Source organism: Leifsonia xyli (assembly GCA_001647635.1).
GTDB lineage: Bacteria > Actinomycetota > Actinomycetes > Actinomycetales > Microbacteriaceae > Leifsonia > Leifsonia xyli_A.
The window spans coordinates 1,565,686-1,587,963 of the sequence record CP014761.1; the positions used below are offsets into that span (position 1 = coordinate 1,565,686).

Genomic DNA, 22,278 nt, shown 5'->3' on the forward strand with positions numbered 1-22,278 from the left:
TCGTTCGTGTCACCTGCCGGTCAGAACCAGCCGAAGATGCGGTCCAGGAGGTCGATCAACCAGTCGATGACGGGGATGCCCGTCGACGGCTTGTCCGCCTTGACCTTGAGGGTGGTCCAGCCGACGACACCGTTGGACGCGTTCTGCACGGACAGCTTGTGCTGGCCGTTGCCGGCGTCCTTCGGGAGGGTCAGCTTCACCACGCCGCTCGCGGGCACCTGCACCCAGCCGCCGCTGATGTTCTGCGGCTTCGAGTACAGCCAGACCGACACCCACTCGCCGGCGTGCTTCGCGCCGACGGTGACCAGGACGGTGTCGCCCGGACGGTAGGTGTCCTTGTCGACGGTGACCTTGTCTTCGAGCGCCTTGGTGAGCGCCGACTCCTTGGCCGCCTTCGGGTCGGTGCCCGGCTTCGGATTCGTCGGGGCGTCCGCCACGGCGAGCGGCACGCGGACCGTCGTCCCCGAGTCCGGGGCGGTCAGCACGAGGGCGCTCGCGCCGGCGGCGTCGGCCGGGACGGTGAACGTCACGGTCGCATTGCCGGCCGCGTCCACCGGCGCGCTGCCGATCGCCGTCTTGCCGTTCCAGGAGAGGTCGAGCTTCGTGTTCGCCGGGCTGCCGAGCGAGGTGAGGTTCAGCTTGGACACCTGGAGGGTGACCTGCTGACCGCGCTGCAGGGTGCCGGCCGGCACGCCGCTCACGCCGACGCCGAGCTTCTCGAAGCTGGGCGAGAGCGGGCTGTTCTTCTGGATGTAGCTGATCCAGGCGTCCCGGTCGATGAGACCGGAGTCCTTGGTGTTGGTCCCCGCCGCGAAGGCGCGGAAGTTGTCACCGCCCTGGAGAAGGAACGAGAACGACCCGATCCGGTACGACTTCGCCGGGTCGATCGGCGCACCGTTCACCAGGATGCTGGTGATGCGGTCGCCCTCGGGCCGGGTGACGTCGTAGGTGTAGTGGACGTTCTTCGACAGCCCCAGGTTGAGGAACGGCCGGCTCGGCACGGTGCCGTCGGCGTTGCGCTGCCACTGCTGCTCGAGCGCCTGCTTGAACTGGGCCCCGGTGAGGGTCGTGGTCCACAGGTTGTTCACGAACGGCAGCACCGCGTTGGCCTGGGCGTAGGTGACCGATCCGTCGGTGCCGAAGAGCAGCTCCGCACGCAGGCCGCCCGGGTTCACGACGCCGATCTCGGCGCCGCCCTGGTCGGCCGGCGACAGCGTGGCGAGCAGCGAGTCGGCCACCAGGTTGCCCAGGGTGGACTCGCTCGACCGGTCGTCGCGCGCGCCGTTCAGGTAGGCGGTGGTGATGTCCTTCGTCACCGTGCCGACCTTCTGGTTGCCGATCACCGCTGCATCGGCGAGCGCCTTGTCGACGATCGTCTTGACGGCGGCGACCCGCGGGTACGCGGCGACGAGGGAGGCGTCGGCGTCGGTCGTGCGGGCGACGTTGCGGGCGGTGTACGCGGTGACCCCGTCGGTCTCCGGGTCCACCGTCAGCGTGATCTGCCCGATGTTCTCGCCGTAGCTTCCGGTCTGGAGGATCGGGCGCGTCTTGCCCGTCACGCCTGGGATGGGCGCATCCCACGCGTACTGCTTGTGCGTGTGACCGGTGAAGATCGCCGCGACCTTGGCGCTCGTCTTGGTGACGATGTCGGCGAAGGCGCCGCCTGCCGCGACCTCCTGGTCGAGCGTGGCACCCTCGGGCGTGCCGAAGCCGGCGCCCTCGTGGTACTCCGCGACCAGCACGTCGGCCTCGCCGTTGGCGGGGTCGCCGTCGGTGAGCTCACCCGCAACGCGGTTGACCGCCTCCACCGGGTCTCCGAAGTCGAGCGTCGAGACGCCGCCGGGCGAGACCAGCGTGGGGGTCTCCTGCGTGACGGCGCCGATGACGCCGACCTTCAGGCCGTCCACGTCGAACTCCGCGTACTCCGGCAGCGCTGGGGTCTTGGTGCCCTTCTCGTAGACGTTCGCACCGAGATACGAGAAGTCCGCCGCGTCCTTGACCCGGCCGGTGAGGTCCGCGTAGCCCTTGTCGAACTCGTGATTGCCCACCGCGCTCGTCTTCAGGTCGAGGGCGTTCAGCACGTCGAGGGTCGGGATGTCGCCGGCCGAGGCCGAGGCGAACAGGGAGGCGCCGATGTTGTCGCCCGCCGAGAGGAAGAGCGAGTCGGACTCGCCCGCCTCCGCGCGGAGCTTCTCGATCGTGCCGGCGAACTTCACGGTGTTGGCGTCGATCCGGCCGTGGAAGTCGTTGATGTTCATCAGGTTGAGCGTCACAGGCTTCGCCGCAAGGCCAAGGCCCACCACGATCGGGTCGTGGTCGGAGGACCGGTACGGGTCGGCCGCGTAGAAGTTCGTGACGTTGTAGTTGTAGCGGCTGTACTCCAGCGCCACCGACTCACCCGAGTTGATGTTCCAGACGTCCGCGCCGGTGATGGCCGCGTTCGCCGCGGGCGACGCGAGCACGTGGTCCAGCGAACCGGTGGTACCGCCGAAGGAGTAGGTCGCCTTCGAGGTGCGGGTGCTGACCTGATCGACGTAGCCGGCGTCGGTCAGGACCGTGATCGGGTCCTCCTTGAGGTACGCGTTGAAGTCGCCGATGAGGAGCACCTTGTCGGTCTTCAGCGCCGCCTTCCGCTCGTCGGCGAAAGCGACCAGCGCGTTCGCCTGCTTGATGCGGGAGGCGTTGGACGCGCCCTGGCCGTCACCCTGGTCCGCGTCGGCGCCCGAGCCGGAGCCCTTCGACTTGAAGTGGTTCACGATCGCGAGGAACGCCTGCGAATCCTTCTCGCCGACCTTCTTGAAGGCCTGCGCGAGCGGCTGACGGGCGTTCGAGAACGCCGGGTCGTCGAGGATCTTCGAGTCGCCCACCGGGACCGCGTTCGCCTTCTTGTAGATGAACGCGGTGCGGATGACGTCCTCCGTCGCGGGGAGCTGCGAGGGCGACTTCACGAACGCCCACACCTCGGAGCCGGCGGCCGCGTTGAGCGCGCCGACGAGGGTGGAGAGGGCCGAGTCGCGGTCCTCGCCGAAGCGGGCCGAGTTCTCGATCTCCTCGAGCGAGACGACGTCCGCGCCGAGCCCGTTGATCGCCGCGACGATCTTGTCCTGCTGGCGCTTCAGGTTCTCCGCGTTCGCGGCGCCGCGGGCGTCGCATCCGCTGTTCACCGTGATGGGGTTGCCGTCGCGGTCGGTGTAGAACGTGCAGCCGCTGAGCTGGTCGCCGGTGGTGGTGAAGTAGTTCAGCACATTGAAGGTCGCGAGACGCAGGTCGCCTCCCACGTTCTCCGGGGCGGCCGTGCGGGTGTTCGTGAACGACACCGGCTGCACCGTCGCGGCGTTCGCCGGGGTGAGCTCGGAGGTCGGCTGGAACTTCCACGCGTTGTTGCGGTAGTCGAGGATGACCGGCTTCGTGAAGGTCACCGGCTCGCCGACCCGCACCGGGTTGTCGAGCGACAGGTACGGCAGCGGCTTCGACTTGTTCGCGTTGCTCAGGAAGTTGGTCGAGGCGCCGTCGTCGAGAGTGACCGCACGAGCCGCGTTGTCGGCCACCACGGCCGCGTACTCCGGGGTTCCGGGACGCGCGGCCTCGGTCGGCTGCACGAGCGTCTTGTCGCCCGCGGCCAGGCCGATCTCGCCGTACTGGTTGGCGGAGTACACGTCGGTGACGGTGAATGCGCCCTGCGGTGCGAGCAGCATCCCCTCGAGGCTCTCGCGCTGCGCCGCGGTGCCGGGCAGGCCGACCGTGGCGGGCGCCGGCGCGACGATGCCGGTCGCGTCCTGCTTGGCGACGGCGGTCGCGGTGATCTCGGTCAGTCCGTTGAATTCGCTGACCGCACCGGTGACCTTCACGTAGTCGCCGACGGCGACCGTCCCGGCGAAGGACGAGCCGAACACGAAGACCGCGTCGGACGCCGTGTGCGTCGCAAGGTCGACCGCGCCGCCGGTGCCCGGGGTCTGGAGGTAGAAGCCGTTGAAGCCGCCGGTCGCGTACTGCGCGGTGACGACGCCGACCGTGGTGACCGTCTGGCCGGCCTTCGGGCTGGCGTCGCCCGTGCCCTGGATCTCGGCGATCGGGGTCGTGTCGGCCGGCGTGCCCGGGTCCCCGGTGCCGGGGTCGCCCGTGCCCGGGTCGCCCGGGGCGGAGGCCGCGTTCTGCGGGGTGATCGTGGCGCTGAGGGCGAAGTCGGCGCTGTTGTCGTCGGTGTCCTTCGCGGCGCTGCGCACCAGCGACTTGACGTCGGTGTTGCCCGACGGCGCGGCGGCCTTCGCGGTCTCGAAGGTGTTGGAGGTGCCGTAGCCGAGGACGTCGGCGACGCTCGCGTTACCTGTCACCGAACCGGTCGGCAGGGTGAGGGCCGACGCGGACTTCGCGAGGATGAGGGTGCCGGTGGTGCCGCTGGGGTTCAGGGCGTTGCTCGCCACATCCGGGGTCGGCAGCGCCTGGCCGTTCGTGCCGTTGGAGCCGCCGCCGACGAGGTAGTAGCCCTTCGCCGCGATGGATCCGGTCAGCGGCACGACACCGGTGGACGCGGCCGTGCCGGTCGCCGGGCGGTACTGGAGGCTCCAGCCGCTCAGGCTGACGGCGCTGTCGCCCGGGTTGTAGAGCTCCACGAACTTGTTCGTGTAGGCCGCGCCGGCGCTTCCGCCGGAGAGGTAGGCCTCGTTGATGACGACACCGGTGCCGTCGGTGCTCGCGAAGGCGGGAGTGGCGACGAGCGCCCCGGCGGCGAGTCCGGCTCCGGCGATCGCGGCGGCGGCGGCGCGCGCCAGCCTGCCGAATCTGGTTGACATTGTTCTCCTCGGTCGGTGAGGTGCGGGATGAGTCCGCGGGCCACGGTAGGGAAGCTGTGGAACGGGACTGTTTCTCGTGTGTGAACGTACAGAAAACTCGTTCGGGGGTAGGACGCTCATTTGAGCACCGATCGGGTCACGTTCGGTTTGCGCCATGATGAGAGGCATGCGCATCGACGAGCTCGCCCACTTCCGGGCCCTGGTCGCCGAGGGCTACCCGGCCCTCGCGGCGGAGACCCTGGGCGTCTCGCAGTCGACGCTCACCCGCTCCCTCGCCCGCCTGGAGCAGGAGATGGGCGTCGAGCTGTTCGACCGCCGCCGCGGGCACCTCGAGCTCAACCAGTACGGCGAGATCCTGCTGGCCCACGCCGTGCGTGCGGAGTCGGAGCTGGACAACGCGCGCGCCCGCATCGAGGCGCTTCGCGACCCGTCCGGCGGAACCGTCTCACTGGCGTACGTATCGTCGTTCGGGGGGTGGCTCATCCCGCGCGTGATCAGCGAGTACCGCGCGCTGTTCCCCGACATCCGCTTCGTTCTGCGCGGCGGCACGGCCGACACCGTCCTGGATGCGCTGCGCGACGGAGCCGCCGACCTCGCCTTCCTCAGCCCCGACCCGCGCGACCCGGACATCGAGTGGAAGCCGCTCACCGCCGAACGGCTCGTGCTCGGCGTGCCCGAGGACCATCCCCTCGCCGGGCGGGACGCCGTGAGCGTGCCCGACCTCGACGCCTACGACCTGGTGGCGCTTCGGACCGGGTCCGGTCTGCGGCACATCGCCGACGCGTATTTCGCGGCGCACGGCGTGGTCATGAACCCGGTCATCGAGGTGACCGAGCTGTCGACACTGCGCGGACTCGTCCGCGACGGGGTCGGCGTCGCGCTCATCCCGGACACCCCTGCCGAGCCCGGGATCGTCGCGGTGCCGCTGCGCGACGAGGCGACCCGCATCATCGGCCTCGCCCGCAACCGCACCCGTTCGCAGTCGGCGGCGGCGGAGCAGTTCGCGCGCTTCGTGCACGAGGAGCTCGACTCTCTGGGGTGAGACTCCACACCCGGGACGAGTAGTCGCGCGTCAGCAGGAGTCGGCCCACAGCCGGCGCGGCCGCTCGGGGTCGGTGTCGTCCAGCAGGACGGACGCGACCTCGCGGGGCGCGCCGAGCGGGTCCTTCTGGCCGGTCGTCACGAACGACCAGTCGGGACTCCGCTCCGGATCGTGCTCGACCCACAGGGAGAAGTTCCAGAAGCCGCGGAATTCGGGAGTCAGCAGCCCCGCGCCGTCGACGACGAGCACGCCGTCGCGGGAGCGGAAAGGCGCGACGACGTCCTCCCGGAACACGTCTGCCGTCGTCCCTCCGGCCACTGTGAGGCGCTCGGTCTCCTGCCCCGCGTCGCGCAGCGCCGCCGCGAACGCGTCCGCCACCCGCGTCGGGTCGGCGTCCGGAACGCCGGTCACCGCGACGAACCGGGGCCCGCGGCCGTAGTGCTGCAGGAACTCCCCCGCCACCCCCGAGTAGAACTCGGTCTCCTGACCCTGCTGCGTGTCGGTCATGCGCTCCTCCTCGGCGTCCGTCACCCGGAACGCTACGCGCGCGCCCGCCATTCCGTCAGTCGTCGCGGTCGAGGGTGCCGATCTTCTTGCCGCTACTGTCGTACATCGTCATGACGTCGCCGTCGGCGGTGCCCTTGGTCGCTCCGGACAGCCAGGTGTCCACCCCCTCGCACGCCTTCTGCGTCATCGCAGCCGTGCCCAACTCGATCGTCATCCCGGAGATCGTGCCCTTGCCCGTCATCGTGTTGCAGCCGTCCGAGCCCGTGTACGAGCCGTCGCTGTTGATGGTGAGATTCGGCTGTCCCGTGTCCGTGCTTCCCCATTTGCCCGCCACCTGCGCCCCGTTGCCCTCGCTCTGCGAGCAGCCGGCCAGCATCAGGACGGCGAGGATGACCGCGCCCGCGGTCGTTCGTGCCCTGTTCATGGCCGGGAAGGTACGCGCGACCGCGTGCACGCGGCTAGACACCTTCCGCCTGGGCGTTCTCTGCGACCTCTCGCCAAGACGGCAATCGCGATATATCGTGTCCTCAGATCGTCGTCCGATGGGGAGGATCAGTCATGAACGACACTCGCGAAGACAACCTGCGGCCGCCGGAGGCCGTGCCCGAGCTGCCGGAGGAGCAGGCGGTGGGGATGGTCGCCGTCTCCGCCGAGCGCGAGGCCGAGCTGGAGACGCGCGCCCGCGAGTTCATCCGAGAGCTGGCCGCCGCCGAGCCCGGCTCGGATGCGTTCAACCGCAAGATCACGGGCTTCTCGCACCTGGGCGACGCGGAGATGCGGGCATCCAGCGACTCCTCCAGACAACTGCTGAACCGCCCTGCGACGTCCCTGGCCGCCGCGAAGGGGAAGGCCATCCGCACCGACCCGCAGTACGGCGTCATTCGGACTCTGCAGGACCTTCGCGCGACGGTCAGCGACTTCGACCCGACGCACCTCACCGGACGCAACCGGATGCTCGCCCGCATGCCCGGGGGCCGCCGCCTGCGGCAGTACGTCCAGCGGTTCGAGTCGGCGCAGAAGCAGCTCGACGGGATCGTGACGGCCCTGGACCACGGGCAGCAGTGGCTCGCGCAGGACAACGTCGAGATCGAGAAGGAGCGCGCCTCCCTCTGGAAGACGACCGAGCGGCTCAACGAGTACGTGGTGCTGACAGCCGCCCTCGACCGGGCCACGGTGGATGCGGCGGCAGAGCTGCGCATGACCGACCCGGACCGCGCGACGCTGCTCGAGAAGGAGGCGCTGTTTCCCATCCGGCAGCGGCGTCAGGATCTCACCGCGCAGATCGCCGTTTCGGTGCAGGCGTACCTCGCGCTCGACGTCATCAAGAAGAACAACGTCGAGCTCATCAAGGGCGTCGAGCGCGCGAAGACCACAACCGTCTCCGCACTGAGGACCGCCGTCGTCGTGGCGCAGGCGCTCGAGAACCAGCGGCTCGTCATCGACCAGCTCGGTGCACTCCACGACAGCACGAACGCGCTGATCGGCCGCACCGGGGAGGTGCTGCGCACGCAGACCGAGCAGGTGCAGAAGGAGCAGACGTCGACCGCGGTGGACGTCGAGGTGCTGCAGCGCGCGTTCGACAACGTGTTCGCGACCATGGACAGCATCGACACGTACCGCACCGGCGCGATCGCGAGCATGGCGAAGACGGTGGACGCCCTCGACCAGCAGGTCGCCCGATCCCGCGACTACCTCCGCCGCTCCCGTCCGAGCACCCAGCCCGGCGAGACGTACCAGGTGCGGTAGCCCGCGGTCCGCGCTCGACGGCTACGGTGGACGGCATGGCAGCACAACGCATCTTCGCCATGCCGTTCGCCGACGTGTACCCGCTGTATATCGCCAAGGTCGAGCGCAAGGGACGCAGCAAGGACGACGTGGACACGGTCACGCGCTGGCTGACCGGCTACGACCAGGACGGTCTGGAGGCGGCGGTCGACGCGCGCGTGGACTTCGAGACGTTCTTCGAGCGGGCTCCGCAGCTCAACCCGAACGCGTCGCTCATCACCGGCGTGATCTGCGGTGTCCGGGTCGAGGAGATCGACGATCCGCTGATGCGGAAGATCCGCTACCTCGACAAGCTCGTCGACGAGGTGGCGCGCGGCAAGAAGATGACGTCGATCCTGCGCGGCGGCGACATGGCCGCCGCGGGCGGCGGCCGCTAGCCTCGAGAGCAGCGGCCCGCGTGGCCGACGTGAAGCAGGGAGGACACGATGGACGATCTGCACGGATCCGCACGGGAGCGGCTGACCCAGCTCGACGCCGCCGTCGCTCAGGGCGCCTCGGCGGAGTGGCTCGAGAAGCAGCTGCGGGCGGCCCTCGAAGAGCTGGCCGACGTCGAGCCGGTGGCCGACGCGGAGCAGGACCGGCGCGAGGACTACTGAGCCGTGCGCGCGACGCCCGCGATCTGCGGGTTGAACGGCACGAACGGCGTGTGCAGCCGGTAGCGCTCGACCTCCACCTCCGCGAAGCCGGCACTGCGCACGGCGTCCTCCAGATCGCGTTCGCAGGAGCATCCCTCGAACGTCCACGCCCACGGGCGGCGCAGCACCCGCTGCGCGGTGCGGGTCGTCGTGCCCTCGGGGGCGACGACGTGCTCCACGAAGTGGAACGTTCCGCCCGGTCGCAGGATGCGGCGCACCTCCGCGAGCACCGCGTCCGGGTCGCTCACCGTGCACAGCACGAGCGACGAGATGACGGTGTCGACGCTGCCGTCAGGGAGCCCGGTGCTCTCGGCCGTGCGCTCGCGCAGGTCGAGGTGGACGCCGCGGCGGGCCGCCGCCGATCGCAGGCGGGCTTGCATGGAGCGGTTGGGCTCGACAGCGATGAGGGTCGCGCCGGGCGCCAGATACGGCAGATTCGCGCCGACGCCGGAGCCCAGCTCGACGACGACCTCGGGCAGGTCGGCGAACACGGTTCGCTTGTAGGGGCGCTGTGCGGCATCCAGGTACGGCCCCGCGGCGGCGAAGAAGGCCGCGTTGAAGGCACCGCGACCGGCGTGCTGGCGGAAGGCCGGCGGAGTGCGCTCGGTGGTCTCTGTCATGCCTCCAGCGTCGTGGGCGGAGGCGCCCCGCGCAGGCGTAGGACTACCCCACTCAGCGCTGCGCCGCGTCCCAGGCCGCGATCTGCGCCCGCGACCGCACCCCGAGCCGGAGGCGGATGCGCTCCACGTGCCCTTCCGCCGACCGCTCCTCGATCCCCAGCCGGACGGCGATCTCGCGGTTGGTGAGCCCCTCGCCGACCAGCGCGGCCACCTCGCGCTGGCGCGGGGTGAGCATCCCGGACCCGCCGCGGGCGACCCGGAGCCCGAGGAAGCGGCGGATGACGGCGATCAGCTCGGCCGGGTCTCCCGCCCACGGCAGGTGCGAGCGGCCGGGGAGCACGCTCAGCCGGGCGTCCGGGATGCCGGCGGCGAGCGCCTCCGCCTGTGCGAGGGGAGCTGCTCGGTCGTCCGCGCGGTGCACGACGAGGGTCGGGGCGGCGACCTCCGGCAGCAGGGTGCGCACGTCCATCCGGTAGCTGAGTTCGAGCAGCGCCCGGGCGGTCGCGGCGTCGGAGGAGGCGCGCTGGTAGCGTCCGAGCTGCGCGCGGGCGGCGGATGACGCGTCCGGCGCGAACAGGTCCGTGAGCACGTCGGCGCCGAGACCCCAGTGCGATGCGACCAGCGCCAGAATGTGCTCGCGCGCGCTGGGCGGCGAGATCGCCTCGCCCTGCGCCCAGCCGCCGTAGAGCACCAGACGCCGCACGGTCTCGGGATGCGCGGCCGCCCACGCAGCTGCGACCGGCGCCCCGAGGGACGCGCCGACGAGGTCGAACCGGTCGAGGCCCAGGCCGAGAACGACGGCCTCCAGCTGCTCGAGCTCGAAGGCGAGCGTCGGCGGCCGCTCGGTGCGATCGGAGAGCCCGCACCCCGCGCGGTCGTAGCGGATCAGCCGGGCGCCTCGGGCGAGCGCTTCGTCGAACGCGCGCTCCTCGGGCAGCTGCCAGCCCAACTCGAGGTGGCTGAGCCATCCGGAGACGAAGAGGATCGGGCGGCCGTCGCCGACGGTCGCGACGGCGATCCCGGTGCCGTCCGCCGTGGTGACGCGGGTCAGGTGCTGCTGCACGCTCCCATTGTGGCGGCGGTGGGTCAGGACCGCGCGTCCGGGATGCCGGAGGCCAGCTCGGCGAACACCTCGGCGGCGGCGTCGAAGCGGGCGAGCCCGGCGGCCTGCCCCATCCACAGCGACAGCAGCTCGGGGTCGCCCAGCTCGGCGGCGCGGCGACGGAAGACACCGGTGAGGATGTTCTGGAGCGGGAAGGACGCACGGACGCCGCCCTGCTCGATCGTCCGCACCGCGCCGTTGGGCAGCCCGCGCGCGGCGCGTCCGCTCATCGCGCGGGTGAGCATCGTCTCGTGGGCCTCGGCGGTGCGGATGCGCTCGCGGTGCACGGCGGCCGCGGCCGACTGGCGCGTGGCGAGGAACGCCGACCCGACCTGCACACCTGAAGCGCCCAGGGCGAACGCCGCCGCAACACCACGCCGGTCGGCGATCCCGCCCGCCGCGATCACGGGCAGGTCGACGGCGTCGACCACCTGCGGGATGAGGGCGAGCCCGCCGACGAGGCCGCGCTCGGGCTCGTCGAGGAAGGACGGGCGATGACCCGCCGCCTCCAGGCCCGACGCGACGATCGCATCCACTCCTCCGTCGGCGAGGGCGCTGGCCTCCGGCACCGTCGTGGCGGCGCCGATCACCCGGATGCCGCGGCGGTGCGCCGCCTCGATGACGTCCGCCGGCGGAACGCCGAAGACGAAGCTGAGCGCAGCGGGTTCAGCGGCGAGCGCCGCCTCCAGCTGGGCGTCGAACGACGGGAGCGGCTGCACGGGCCATGACGGCGGCTCGACGCCCGCTGCCTCGAACAGCGGCCTCAGCGCCGCGACCGCGCCGTCGAACTCGTCGCGATCGAAGGCCGCGCCGACAGGCCGCTCCCCGGCGCCTGGAGGGGCAGCCACAGGTTGAGGGCGAACGGCTTCGCGGTGCGCTCCCGCAGCTCGCGGGCGACCTCGTGGATCCGGTCGGGGCCGAACCCGTAGAGGCCGAACGACCCGAGCCCGCCCGCCTCACTGACCGTGGCGGTCAGTTCGACCGACGACATGCCTCCGAACGGCCCGAGGACGATCGGCGTCTCGACGCCCAGCAGTCTCGTCAGCTTCATGGCGGTGGCTCCCTCCGGCCGACGGAATCGGTTGCGGACCCGCAAGCGCCGACCGTGTCGAGTCTATGCTCGGGGGTCAGTCGTCGTCGAAGTCGACGACACGTCCTCGGAGGGCGCCGATGGCCTTCGCGCCGAGACGGACGGCGGCGACGGCCACGAAGGCGGAGATGACGAGCGCAAGTGCAGGGTCCAGCCAGAACCAGCCGCCGGTCGCGAGGATCACCGCCCCGGCGATCGCCACTCCTGCCGCGGCCGCGGCGTCGGCGAACGCATCCACGAGCACGGACCTCATGTGCAGGTCCTCCTGCGCCGCGGACAGCCCGAGCACCGCTGCACCGACCAGCATGACGATCACGGTCACGACGCTGGCGATGACGACCGGCAGGCCGTCGACCTCGGGCGACCCTTCGGCGAGCCGGGCGACGGACTCGACGCCCACCGTGATCGTGACCGCCAGCAGCAGGGTCGCGTTGACGAGCGCGGCCACCGCGATCGGACGCTGCGCGTGTGGATGGCCCGGATTCCGGTCGCGCAGCGCGATCGCGATGAGCCCGAGCACGAGCCCGACGCAGTCGCCCACCGTGTCGCCGGCGGCGGCGAGGAGGCTCACGGAGTTCGCCGCCAGGGCCGCCACGATCAGGCCGACGATGAGCGCGGCGTTGAGCGCGAGCACGATCGAGATGCGTCGACGCTGTGACCAGCGGGGCATCCGGGGCTCAGACGGAGGTCAGGAAGGACGACGCCGCATCGAGCGAGCCCGGGACGATCCGGTAGTACGCCCACGTGCCTCGCTTGCTCCGGCTGAGATACCCGGCATCGACCAGGATCTTGAGGTGATGCGACACCGTCGGCTGCGACAGCCCGAGCGGCTCCGTCAGGTCGCAGACGCAGGCCTCGCCGTCGGCGTGCGCGGCCACCATCGAGAGGAGTCGCAGTCGGGCGGGATCAGCCAGGGCCTTCATAGCGCGCGCGACCGAGACGGCGTTCTCCTCGCTGATCACCTCGCGCGTGATGGGGGCGCAGCATGCCTGCAGGTCGCGCAGGGGCAGGAGCTCGGTGATCGCCATGCGTCGATTCTCGCCGATACATTGACAACCGTCAATGTATTCGTTCACTCTGGATTCATCGACAGCCGTCGATGAAGAAGGGAGAATGATCATGGGATGTTGCGACGACGACTGCCAGGTGCTGCCGGACGGCTCCTGCTCGCCCGACTGCTGCTGACAGCCCGGGGCCGTCGCCCGAGCGGCGGCCCCGACCGACCACCGGAGGAACCATGACCACCACCCCCACCGTCCTCTTCGTCTGCGTCCACAACGCGGGGCGTTCGCAGATGGCCGCCGGCTACCTGCGGGCGCTGGCGGGCGACCGCGTCGAGGTGCTCTCGGCCGGATCCGAGCCGGGTGACCGCATCAACCCTGTCGCCGTCGCCGCGATGGCCGAGGAGGGCATCGACATCGCCGGCAATGCGCCGAAGGTCCTGACCACCGAGGCCGTGCAGGAGTCGGATGTCGTCATCACCATGGGCTGCGGCGACACGTGCCCCATCTTCCCCGGCAAGCGGTATGAGGACTGGGAGCTCGACGACCCGGCCGGGCGCCCGATCGAGGAGGTGCGCCCGATTCGAGACGAGATCAAGCGCCGTGTCGAGGCGCTGCTGGCGGAGGTCGCACCGCTCGTGCAATGATGGTTAGTGTCCTAATCATTAGCGCAGGAGGAATCATGGCCGGCCGGTTCTGGCGGTTCTACGAGCGGGCCAACGACGTCGTCCGCACCTTCACCGGCCCCGCACAGCTCGGCGCGGGCCACCCGGAGGAGCCCGACATCCGGCGCGCCGACGCCGCGTGTCCGCTCTGCGGCCAGCCGCTGGACCAGCACCGCATCGAGAGGTTCGCCGACTCGCGCACGTCCACCCGCATCCACTGCCCGTGACCGTGGAGGCGAACCCGCTGGCCCTCGAGAGCCAGGTCTGCTTCGCGCTCTCGGTCGCCGCCCGGTCCGTCATCGCCGCGTACCGCCCGGTGCTCGAGCCGGTCGGGCTGACGCATCCCCAGTACCTGGTGATGCTGGCGCTGTGGGAGAACGAGCAGCTCTCGGTCCGGCGCCTAGCCGAGCTTCTCGCGCTGGAGCCGGCCACGATCTCGCCGCTGGTGAAGCGGCTGGAGGCGCTCGGCTACGTCATCCGCCGGCGAGCGGCGACGGACGAGCGGGTGATGGAGATCCGGCTCACCGATCGCGGGCGGGAGCTGCGGGCCTACGCGGAGACCATCCCGGCCACGATGATGCAGCGCCTCGGGATGGACGCGGACGAGCTCCGAGCGCTGCATCGGACCATGACCTCCGTGATCGCGGCCGCGCGGGGATAGGAGCGGGTTCTTCCCATCCGGGCGCCCCGCGGGGCATCCTGTGCGCATGAGCGAAGCGGATGCCGCCCGGCGCGACGCGCGGAGGACCCGACGCCTGCTGACCGGGGTGGCGGCGGCAGTCGGCGCCGCGGTCGCCCTCGCGTCCGCCGTCGGCGCCCGCCGCGGCACACCCTCCCACCCGCAGACACCGCTCGGCGGCATCACCCGGGGAGCGGCCGCCGGCGTCGTCGGCACGCTCGCCTTCGACCTCTGGCTGTACCTCCAGTACCGGCGCGGCCACGGCCACGAGGACTTCGCCGACTGGGAGTTCTCGGCGGACGTCACCGGCTGGGACGGCGCACCCGCCCCCGCCCAGGTCGGCCGGCGGATCGTGAACGGCCTGTTCGAGACCGACCTCCCCGACAGCCGGGCCGCCCTGTTCAACAACATCGCGCACTGGGCCTACGCACTCGGCGGCGCGACGGCGTACGGGGTGCTCGCCGGCTCGTTGCGGCGGCCGCACACGGGCTACGGGCTGCTGCTCGGCGCCGGGATGTGGCTGTCGGGCTACGTGATCCTGCCGCCGATGCACCTGTACAAGCCGATCACCGAGTACGACGCGAAAACCCTCGGCAAGGATCTCGCCGCCCACCTCGTCTACGGGGCGGCGACCGGCGCGACGTTCTCGGGGCTCAGTCGTATCCGAGGATGACCGCGTCGAGCCCCTCGAAACCGCGGATCGGGCCCGGCCATAGCACGGCCGTCGCGGCATCCCGGACGGCGCTGGACCGCTCGGCCTCGACGTCGGCGTTCGTGCTCATGTCCGGAAGGCTAGTGCGGGTGCGCGCGCGCTGAGCATGTACACCGTGTACATCAGCCGGCATGATGACGCCGACGTGTACAGCCTGTCAGACGATGCCGCCGAGCATCGCATCCCGGCGGAGCTGGTCGTGCGTCGCGTGGAACTTCCCGTCCGCCGTCCACCATGCCTCGTGCCCTGCGGCGTCGGGATGCTGCTCGACGACGGCCGGCCAGTGCTCGCGGATGTTCTTCACGTAGTACCGCAGCTCGTCGCCCACGGTGCGCTTCTCGAGCTTGTCGGAGGCCTCGAGCTGGTCCTGCGTCGGGTCGGTCATGCGGCCATCATAGGGGCGCCGCCCGCGGACGGCCGGCCGTGACGTTTGTCATGCGTTGTTCACACGAGACCCTGGCATCCCATAACGACCGGAAGTTACGGTGGGAACGCATCCACACTCCTGCAGCACCGTCCCACAGCATCGCGAAGCTCATCCGGAGGGAACCATGGGCACAGTCACCACGTCAGACGGCGTCGAGATCTTCTACAAGGATTGGGGAACCGGTCAGCCGATCGTCTTCAGCCACGGCTGGCCACTGTCGGCCGACGACTGGGACACGCAGCTGCTGTTCTTCCTGCAGCACGGCTACCGCGTCGTCGCCGCCGACCGCCGCGGCCACGGCCGCTCGACCCAGACCGGCGAGGGCCACGACATGGATCACTACGCCGCCGACCTGCGGGCGGTGGTCGAGGCGCTCGACCTGCACGACGCCATCCACGTCGGCCACTCCACGGGAGGCGGCGAGGTCGCGCACTACATCGCCACCTACGGCGAGGACCGCGTCGCACGCGCTGTGCTGATCAGCGCCGTACCGCCGATCATGGTCCAGACCGAGAACAACCCCGGCGGCCTGCCGAAGAGCGTCTTCGACGACCTGCAGGCGCAGCTCGCGAAGAACCGGTCGGAGTTCTACCGGGCGCTGCCGTCCGGTCCGTTCTACGGCTTCAACCGACCCGGTGTGGAGTCGTCGGAGGCGATCATCGAGAACTGGTGGCGTCAGGGCATGATGGGCGGCGCGAAGGCGCACTACGACGGCATCGTCGCCTTCTCGCAGACCGACTTCACCGAGGACCTGAAGAAGATCAGCGTGCCGGTGCTGGTGATGCACGGCGAGGACGACCAGATCGTCCCCTACGCCGACTCCGGCCCCCTCTCGGCGAAGCTCGTGCAGAACGGCACGCTGAAGTCGTACCCGGGCTTCCCGCACGGCATGCCGACCACGCAGGCGGACACGATCAACGCCGACCTGCTGGAGTGGCTGCAGTCCTAGCCGTCCCGCGCCGAGGGGCCGTCGTCCGATCGGGCGGCGGCCCCTCGCCGTACCATGCAGCATGGACATCAGACTCGAGAACGTCGGCATCGCGGTCCGCGACATCGACGAGGCCGTGTCGTTCTTCACCGACCTCGGGCTGACCGTGCTCGGCCGCGACACGGTGAGCGGCGGCTGGGCCGACACCGCGGTCGGACTCGACGGCAACCACGCGAAGGTCGCGATGCTGCAGACGCCGGACGGCGGGGGCCGACTCGAGCTGTTCGAGTACCTGCACCCGGATGCGATCGAGACCGCGCCGACGCTGCCGAACGAGATCGGGATGCACCGCGTGGCCTTCCAGGTCGACGACCTGGACGCCGCCCTGGACATCGCCGCGAGGCACGGTTGCGAGCCCCTGCGAGGCGTGGCGCAGTACGAGGACGTCTACCGGCTCACGTACCTGCGCGGGCCGAGCGGCATCATCGTCATGCTGGCGCAGGACCTGCGACGGAACCCGGCGTGACGTCGTAGCGGAGCCGGCGGTACTCCTCATAGACGACCCGCCCGCCGAACGTCCGGGTGCCGACCAGTGTGAGCGGCATCCGGCGTTCGAGCGGCGGCCAGTAGCGCGTCCCGTTGCCGATCACGACCGGGTAGCGGAAGAGGCGGTACTCGTCGATGAGGTCCAGGTGGATGGCCTCGGCGGCGAGGTCCGCGCCGCCGATCGACACGTCTCCCGCCGTCGAGGCGAGGGCCGCAGCGACCTCGTCCTCGACCGTCCCGGTCGCGAGGCGGGCGTTGCCGTCGACGGAAGTGAGGGTGCGGCTGAATACGACCTTCGGCAGCGCGGCCCACGTGTCCGCGAACACGGTGGCGACGCCCGGCGTCCGGAGCGACTCGTCCGTCTCCCACACGCGCATTGTCTCGTAGAGCTTCCTGCCCATCAGGTACCCGCCGAGCCGGCCGATCTGCGCCACCTGGAACCGGAACTGCTCGTCGCCCGGCGCGGTGAAGTCGAAGCCGCCCTGCTCGTCGGCGATGAAGCCGTCGGCGGAGACGCCCATCGAGTAGATCAGCACGCCTTCACGCTAGTCCGGGTCGGCGTCAACCTGAACGGTAGCCTATAGAGTTTCTAGCCGGGCTAGGCATATTCTGGCGTCGGGCGGAACGGCCCCGGCGAAAGGAGCACCCCATGGCGAGGAAGTCCGAAGAGACGATGTACGTCGAGTACGACGCCAACGGGGATGTGGATGTGCTCGAGAAGCGCACGCGTCCGCTCCCCACGCCCGCGCCCGACGAAGTGCTCGTCGAGGTCGTCGCCACCGGCATCAACCACATCGACGGGTTCATCCGCAGCGGCCGCGAGGAGGCGTGGGCCGACGAGCCCTTCCCGCGCGGCTCGGGGAGCGACTTCGCCGGCATCGTGGTCACCGGGGACGCGGCCGGACGGTTCCGGAAGGGCGCCGACGTCATCGGTCACGTCCGCAGTGGAGCCCATGCCACGCATATCGTCGTGCCGGCCGCCGCGCTCGTGCCGAAGCCGCCTCACGTCGCGTGGGAAGTCGCGGGCGGCCTCTACCTCGCCGGCGTGACCGCTCTGGATACCCTCGACGACCTCCGCATCGGGCCGGATGACACCGTCGTGATCTCCGCAGCCGCCGGCGGGGTCGGCAGCATCGAGGCGCAGCTCGCGAAGCACCGCGGCGCGCGCGTCATCGGCACCTGCGGCGACCGCAACTTCGACTACCTCCGCCAGCTCGGCATCACGCCGGTGCGCTACGGCGAGGCGATCGAGGAGCGCATCCGCGAGAAGGCGCCGAACGGCGTCACCGCGCTCATCGACAACTTCGGCCAGGATGGACGCGCCCTGGCAGAGTCGCTGGGGGTCCCCGCCTCCCGCTACCGGTCGAGCGAGGACCGCCGCGACACCGAGCTGCGGCTGCTACAGGACGACCCCGAGTCGGTCGCCCACGGCACGGCCCAGCTCGCGCGGCTGGCGCAGCTCGCGGACGAGCGGGCCTTCACGCTGCTCATCTCCGGCTTCTACCCGCTGGACGAGATCCGGTACGCCTACGACGACCTCCAGAACCTGCACTCGCGCGGCAAGATCGTGCTGGGGACGCATCCCGTCACGACATACCGCACGCTCAAGGCGCGGGACGTGCAGGAGGCGCGGGGCTGAGCGCGGAGGCGGGCTGCTCCTCCCCCGTCTCCTCGCCCTCCCTCTCTCGCCGGCCGCCGAGCGACAGCGTCGCCGCCAGGCCGACCACGAGGAAGCCGGCGGCGGAGAACGCGGCCCAGCGCGTGCCGTCGCTGAAGGCGACCTTCGCGTCCTCGGCGATCGGCGCCGTCCGCGGGTCCTTCTCAAGACCGGCGATCGCCGCGCCGGAGCTGTCGATCACCGCCGAGACGACCTGATCCCGCTGCGCGGCCGGGAGCCCGCGATCCTGGAGGCTGCTGTCGAGCACCGCGGTCGCGGAGGCGAACAGAACCGTCCCGAGCACCGCGATGCCCAACGCCGAGCCGATCTGTCGCGCCGTGCTCTGCGTCCCGGACCCCTGACCGCTCTGCTCGACCGGCACATCCCGGAGAACGACGCCGGTCAGCTGGGCGGTCGCGAGGCCCACGCCGAAGCCGTAGACGAAGAGGAACGGCAGCAGCGCACCCCACGGCGTCGTCGGGGAGATGACGAATCCGAGCCCCGCGACGCCGACGATCTCGGCGACGAGGCCGACGCGCACGACCGTCACGGCCGGGATGCGGTTGCCGAAGGCGCCCGCGAAGCCGCTCGCCACGAACGATCCGATCGCGAGCGCCAACAGGATGAGGCCCGTGTCGAGCGCGCTGTAGCCGAGCACGTTCTGCAGCCAGATCGGCAACGCCAGCACGATCCCGAACTCGCCGAGGGACACGATCGTCGCCGCGATGTTCCCGTTGCGGAAGGAGGGGATGCGGAACAGGTCGAGCGCGAGCATGGTGCTTCGCCCGGCCCGCAGCCGCGCGCGCCCCCGCAGCACGAAGAGCACGCCGCCGACGATCGACACCGCGAACGCGATCGGCACGGGCGAGATCGCCCAGGGCCAGGTCCAGTCCCCGACGGCCGGCCGCGTGTCGACCAGCCACCAGCCGTAGGTGCGGCCCTCGATCAGCCCGAAGACGAGGGACGCACTGGTCACCACCGACAGCAGGGCGCCGATCCAGTCGACGCCTCCGGCATGACGGGTGTCGCGCGACTCCTGCACGGTCGCCAGCACGCCGACGACGATCAGGATGCCGAGCGGGATGTTGATCCCGAACGCCCAGCGCCACGAGAACGCCGTGGTCAGCCAGCCGCCGAGGAGCGGTCCGAGGGCCGTCATCCCGCCGATGGTCGACCCCCAGACGGCGAACGCGAGGGCGCGCTCCCGCCCGCGGAAGGTCGCGTTGATGAGCGAGAGGGTCGTCGGCAGGATCATCGCGCCGCCGACTCCCTGAATGAGGCGGGCGCCGATCAGGAACGCCCCGGTCGGCGCGACGGCGGCGGCGACGGAAGCGAGGGTGAAGATCCCGACGCCGATCAGCAGCATCCGCCGGCGCCCCCAGCGGTCGGCGAGCGTGCCGAACACCAGGAGGAGCGCGGCGAAGACCAGCGTGTACGACTCCTGCACCCATTGCACGCCGGTCGAGCCGATGTGGAGCTCGTCGACGATCGACGGGATGGCGACGTTGACGATCGTGGAGTCGACGATGATCAGAGCGACCGCGATGCTGATGAAGACCAGCCCTGCCCAACGCTTCCGAGGCGACATGCAAACTCCCTCGCTAAGAAACCAATCAGCCAGCTGACCTTCATGGTAGCGCGATGCAGCGCTCGGCGGGAGGGGTCGTCACTCCTCGGTGAGACCGGTCTGGTTGAAGAGGTAGTAGAAGCTGAGCACGGCGAATCCGACGAGCATCGCCGGCGCGTACAGCACCCCGACGAGGGTGAGGGCCGGGTAGAACAGCGTGCCGACGCCGAACCGGCGCAGCGCTGCAGCGCGCTGGGACGCATCCATCGCCCCCGCCCGCACCTGGGTGAGAAGGATGCGCGCGTAGAGGAACGTGAACGCGACCGCGAACCCCGTCGACGCTCCGCCGTAGAGCACCGCGGCGACCCGTACGTCCTCCGCACTGCCGTCGGCGAGCGCGCCCGCGAGCGTGGAGGTGGTGAACGGGATGGTGGTCACGAACATCAGCAGGACGAGGTTCCAGAACAGCAGCACCCGGTCGACGGAGAGCGCCAGCCGGAGGATCGAATGGTGGTTCACCCAGATCACGCCGATCACCAAGAAGCTCACCAGGTAGGCCGCGAACGACGGCCACGCCGCCGCGAGCTGCTCGAGAAGGCTCTCGCCCTTCCCCGGCTCCAGGTGCAGGTCGAGGACGAGCAGTGTGATCGCGACGGCGAGGACGCCGTCGCTGAACGCCTCCAGCCTCGTCTTCGACATCGCGCGGCCGTCACTGCAGGTCGAACTCGTTGCCCTCGGGATCGAGCATCTGGTAGTACCGCTCGTGGAACGGACCCCAGTCCTGTTCGATCAGCCGGAAGACGGTGGCCCCCAGACCGACGAGTCGGTCCTTCTCGGCGTCGAGCTCGTCCTCCGTCGGGGGTCGCCCTTCCACGGCGCGAACGTCGATGTGGAGGCGGTTGCGCCCGGTCTTCGGCCCGCTGGCGTGATGGAAGAAGACCCGCGGACCGCTGCCGTCGGGGCTCTCCGCGACCGCCCGCTTGGCCAGATCGGCGTCCGTCAGGCCCCCTGCGAGCAGCTGCTCGCGGAACTCCCCCTCGATGCGCTGCGGCGGATACCCGAACACCCCCGACCAGAAGTCGGCCAGCCGCTGCGGGTCGTTCGCGTAGAACACGATGTTGCTCAGGGTCGCCATGCGCACATCCTGCCCGAGCACGGGTGCGGGCGTCGAGAGGGACGGCCTCAGCGAGGGTCGACGCGCACCGTCGCCGCCCGGGTCTTGGCGGTGACCATCGGCGGGTAGTAGGGGCTGGTGCCGTACTTCGCCTCGTAGGCGGCGTCGACGCGGTCGTTCAGCGCGTCGTCGTCGTCGATCGGGGTGAACGCGACATCCCTCTCCACCCCGCCCGCCATGATGCGCCCGGCTCGCTGACTCCGCGCGGACTGATACCAGCGCGAGGCCGTGCCGTTGTAGGCACGGACGTACACCCCGCCGTCGACGACCACCGACCAGATCCACGTCGGGGTGCCGAGCGTGGCGCCGTCCGCGCGGAACGGGGCGATGTGGAAGTCGTCGGTGGATGCGATCGCACCGAGCTCGTCGGCGGTCCAGGTGGTCATGCTTCCTCCGTGATCGATCGGTCGTGGGCGGGTTGTTCGACGGCCCACGATGCGAGGAGCCGCAGCCGCTCGGCCGACGGCGATCCGGGCTCTGCGGTATAGACGAGCATCACGTGGCCCGGCTCCGCCGTGATCGCCAGCTCCTCGTAGGCGAGGGTGAGGTCGCCGACGACGGGATGGTGGAACCGCTTAGTGCCCGCCCCGTGCGTCCGCACGTCGTGCGCGCCCCACAGCTGCCGGAACGTGTCGCTGCGCGTCGACAGTTCGCCGACGAGGTCTTGCAGCGCACGGTTGTGCGGGTCGCGGCCGGCCTCGGCGCGCATCATGGCGACGCACATGTCCGCGAAGAGGTCCCAGTCCGGGTAGAAGTCGCGCGAGGCGGGGTCGAGGAACTGGAACCGCGCGAAGTTCGGCGTCCGTCCGCCGTCGCCGATCATCGGCGAGTAGAAGGCGCGCCCGAGAGCGTTGAAGGCGATCACGTCGGACTGCGCATTGCGCACCACGGCGACGCCGTCGGTGAACGCCTCCAACGCCCAGTGCAGGCTCGGACGCGCGGCCGGGCTCTTGACACTCCGGCGGCGCGGGCGCCCGGAGAGCGGGATACCGTCGGCCGCTCGCGCGAGGTCGAACAGGTGGGCGCGCTCGGTGTCGTCGAGCTGCAGCGCCCGAGCCACCGCATCCAGGACACCGGCCGAGGCGCCCGCGATGGCACCGCGCTCGAGCTTCGAGTAGTACTCGACGCTGACGTCGGCGAGCATCGCGACCTCCGAGCGACGCAGACCGGCCACCCGTCGGCCGGTGCCGGCCGGCAGCCCCGCCTGCTCGGGCGTGAGCTTGGCGCGGCGCGACATGAGGAACTCGCGCACGTCCGCTCGATTGTCCATGCGACCCAGGCTAGGCCGGGTGGCGGTCACGAGGGATGCCCTGCCAGTACACCTCACGGCAGGGACTCCCTGTGCCGCGCG

Annotated in this window: 24 protein-coding genes and 1 pseudogene; 10 read left to right on the forward strand and 15 right to left on the reverse strand. The window is 70.7% G+C overall.

Translation table 11 applies throughout. From position 1 onward, the window contains the following. Positions 1 to 20: 20 nt before the first annotated feature. The gene (locus tag A0130_07670; protein ANF31568.1) at positions 21 to 4,790 is read right to left on the reverse strand and encodes a multifunctional nuclease/2',3'-cyclic-nucleotide 2'-phosphodiesterase/5'-nucleotidase/3'-nucleotidase; all 4,770 of its coding nucleotides are present in this window, start codon (positions 4,788 to 4,790) and stop codon (positions 21 to 23) included. A gap of 166 nt (positions 4,791 to 4,956) precedes the next feature. On the opposite strand from A0130_07670, the gene A0130_07675 reads away from it, so the two are divergent. Next, positions 4,957 to 5,832 (forward strand): hypothetical protein, encoded by an 876-nt coding sequence (locus A0130_07675; GenBank protein ANF31569.1) that lies wholly within the window; start codon positions 4,957 to 4,959, stop codon positions 5,830 to 5,832. Positions 5,833 to 5,862: 30 nt separating this feature from the next. On the opposite strand, the gene A0130_07680 is transcribed toward A0130_07675, so the two are convergent. Further along, positions 5,863 to 6,339 (reverse strand): hypothetical protein, encoded by a 477-nt coding sequence (locus A0130_07680; GenBank protein ID ANF33344.1) that lies wholly within the window; start codon positions 6,337 to 6,339, stop codon positions 5,863 to 5,865. A 55-nt stretch (positions 6,340 to 6,394) separates the two neighbouring features. Further along, a complete protein-coding gene (locus A0130_07685) occupies positions 6,395 to 6,763 on the reverse strand; it encodes an META domain-containing protein (GenBank protein ID ANF33345.1) in 369 nt (122 codons plus the stop codon). Between the two features lie 203 nt (positions 6,764 to 6,966). On the opposite strand from A0130_07685, the gene A0130_07690 reads away from it, so the two are divergent. Next, a complete protein-coding gene (locus A0130_07690) occupies positions 6,967 to 8,085 on the forward strand; it encodes a toxic anion resistance protein (protein ID ANF33346.1) in 1,119 nt (372 codons plus the stop codon). A 35-nt stretch (positions 8,086 to 8,120) separates the two neighbouring features. Further along, complete coding sequence (locus A0130_07695; GenBank protein ID ANF31570.1) at positions 8,121 to 8,501, forward strand: hypothetical protein; 381 nt, start codon at positions 8,121 to 8,123, stop codon at positions 8,499 to 8,501. A 212-nt stretch (positions 8,502 to 8,713) separates the two neighbouring features. On the opposite strand, the gene A0130_07700 is transcribed toward A0130_07695, so the two are convergent. From A0130_07700 to A0130_07720, 5 genes and pseudogenes are all read right to left on the reverse strand, one after another. Continuing rightward, complete coding sequence (locus tag A0130_07700) at positions 8,714 to 9,379, reverse strand: SAM-dependent methyltransferase (protein ID ANF31571.1); 666 nt, start codon at positions 9,377 to 9,379, stop codon at positions 8,714 to 8,716. 52 nt (positions 9,380 to 9,431) lie between these two features. Further along, positions 9,432 to 10,442, reverse strand: a complete 1,011-nt coding sequence (locus A0130_07705) for a helix-turn-helix transcriptional regulator (protein ANF31572.1) — start codon at positions 10,440 to 10,442, stop codon at positions 9,432 to 9,434. A gap of 23 nt (positions 10,443 to 10,465) precedes the next feature. After that, a pseudogene (locus A0130_07710) lies at positions 10,466 to 11,532 on the reverse strand (2-nitropropane dioxygenase). A 76-nt stretch (positions 11,533 to 11,608) separates the two neighbouring features. Continuing rightward, positions 11,609 to 12,205 (reverse strand): hypothetical protein, encoded by a 597-nt coding sequence (locus tag A0130_07715; GenBank protein ANF31573.1) that lies wholly within the window; start codon positions 12,203 to 12,205, stop codon positions 11,609 to 11,611. A 43-nt stretch (positions 12,206 to 12,248) separates the two neighbouring features. Further along, positions 12,249 to 12,599: a transcriptional regulator gene (locus A0130_07720; GenBank protein ANF31574.1), complete on the reverse strand. Its 351-nt coding sequence runs from the start codon at positions 12,597 to 12,599 to the stop codon at positions 12,249 to 12,251. A 209-nt stretch (positions 12,600 to 12,808) separates the two neighbouring features. On the opposite strand from A0130_07720, the gene A0130_07725 reads away from it, so the two are divergent. The 4 genes from A0130_07725 to A0130_07740 all read left to right on the forward strand — a co-directional run bounded on the left by A0130_07725 (position 12,809) and on the right by A0130_07740 (position 14,589). Continuing rightward, entirely contained in the window at positions 12,809 to 13,219 is a 411-nt protein-coding gene (locus tag A0130_07725; GenBank protein ID ANF31575.1) for a heat-shock protein HtpX, read from the forward strand. A gap of 35 nt (positions 13,220 to 13,254) precedes the next feature. Next, complete coding sequence (locus A0130_07730) at positions 13,255 to 13,464, forward strand: hypothetical protein (GenBank protein ANF31576.1); 210 nt, start codon at positions 13,255 to 13,257, stop codon at positions 13,462 to 13,464. 2 nt (positions 13,465 to 13,466) lie between these two features. Then, a complete protein-coding gene (locus A0130_07735) occupies positions 13,467 to 13,898 on the forward strand; it encodes a MarR family transcriptional regulator (GenBank protein ID ANF33347.1) in 432 nt (143 codons plus the stop codon). A 106-nt stretch (positions 13,899 to 14,004) separates the two neighbouring features. Beyond that, positions 14,005 to 14,589 (forward strand): hypothetical protein, encoded by a 585-nt coding sequence (locus A0130_07740; GenBank protein ANF31577.1) that lies wholly within the window; start codon positions 14,005 to 14,007, stop codon positions 14,587 to 14,589. Positions 14,590 to 14,785: 196 nt separating this feature from the next. Here A0130_07740 and A0130_07745 read toward each other — a convergent pair whose 3' ends face one another. After that, positions 14,786 to 15,013 (reverse strand): hypothetical protein, encoded by a 228-nt coding sequence (locus A0130_07745; protein ANF31578.1) that lies wholly within the window; start codon positions 15,011 to 15,013, stop codon positions 14,786 to 14,788. A 166-nt stretch (positions 15,014 to 15,179) separates the two neighbouring features. Here A0130_07745 and A0130_07750 point away from each other — a divergent pair, with 166 nt between their 5' ends. Together A0130_07750 and A0130_07755 are read left to right on the forward strand one after the other, a co-directional pair. Continuing rightward, the gene (locus A0130_07750; protein ANF31579.1) at positions 15,180 to 16,004 is read left to right on the forward strand and encodes an alpha/beta hydrolase; all 825 of its coding nucleotides are present in this window, start codon (positions 15,180 to 15,182) and stop codon (positions 16,002 to 16,004) included. Positions 16,005 to 16,065: 61 nt separating this feature from the next. After that, positions 16,066 to 16,509, forward strand: a complete 444-nt coding sequence (locus A0130_07755) for a glyoxalase (GenBank protein ID ANF31580.1) — start codon at positions 16,066 to 16,068, stop codon at positions 16,507 to 16,509. Here A0130_07755 and A0130_07760 read toward each other — a convergent pair. Next, entirely contained in the window at positions 16,472 to 17,065 is a 594-nt protein-coding gene (locus A0130_07760) for a deaminase (protein ANF31581.1), read from the reverse strand. The two genes, A0130_07755 and A0130_07760, sit on opposite strands and share 38 nt — an antisense overlap. A 113-nt stretch (positions 17,066 to 17,178) precedes the next feature. Here A0130_07760 and A0130_07765 point away from each other — a divergent pair, with 113 nt between their 5' ends. Then, the gene (locus A0130_07765) at positions 17,179 to 18,168 is read left to right on the forward strand and encodes a zinc-binding dehydrogenase (protein ID ANF31582.1); all 990 of its coding nucleotides are present in this window, start codon (positions 17,179 to 17,181) and stop codon (positions 18,166 to 18,168) included. On the opposite strand, the gene A0130_07770 is transcribed toward A0130_07765, so the two are convergent. From A0130_07770 to A0130_07790, 5 genes are all read right to left on the reverse strand, one after another. Continuing rightward, positions 18,134 to 19,774: a multidrug transporter gene (locus A0130_07770; GenBank protein ID ANF31583.1), complete on the reverse strand. Its 1,641-nt coding sequence runs from the start codon at positions 19,772 to 19,774 to the stop codon at positions 18,134 to 18,136. The two genes, A0130_07765 and A0130_07770, sit on opposite strands and share 35 nt — an antisense overlap. A 78-nt stretch (positions 19,775 to 19,852) precedes the next feature. Beyond that, a complete protein-coding gene (locus A0130_07775; GenBank protein ANF31584.1) occupies positions 19,853 to 20,452 on the reverse strand; it encodes a hypothetical protein in 600 nt (199 codons plus the stop codon). Between the two features lie 10 nt (positions 20,453 to 20,462). After that, positions 20,463 to 20,888: a hypothetical protein gene (locus A0130_07780; GenBank protein ANF31585.1), complete on the reverse strand. Its 426-nt coding sequence runs from the start codon at positions 20,886 to 20,888 to the stop codon at positions 20,463 to 20,465. Between the two features lie 47 nt (positions 20,889 to 20,935). Beyond that, entirely contained in the window at positions 20,936 to 21,313 is a 378-nt protein-coding gene (locus A0130_07785) for a hypothetical protein (protein ID ANF31586.1), read from the reverse strand. Continuing rightward, the gene (locus A0130_07790; protein ID ANF33348.1) at positions 21,310 to 22,164 is read right to left on the reverse strand and encodes a transcriptional regulator; all 855 of its coding nucleotides are present in this window, start codon (positions 22,162 to 22,164) and stop codon (positions 21,310 to 21,312) included. Before A0130_07790 ends, A0130_07785 begins: the two co-directional genes overlap by 4 nt. Positions 22,165 to 22,278: the final 114 nt, after the last annotated feature.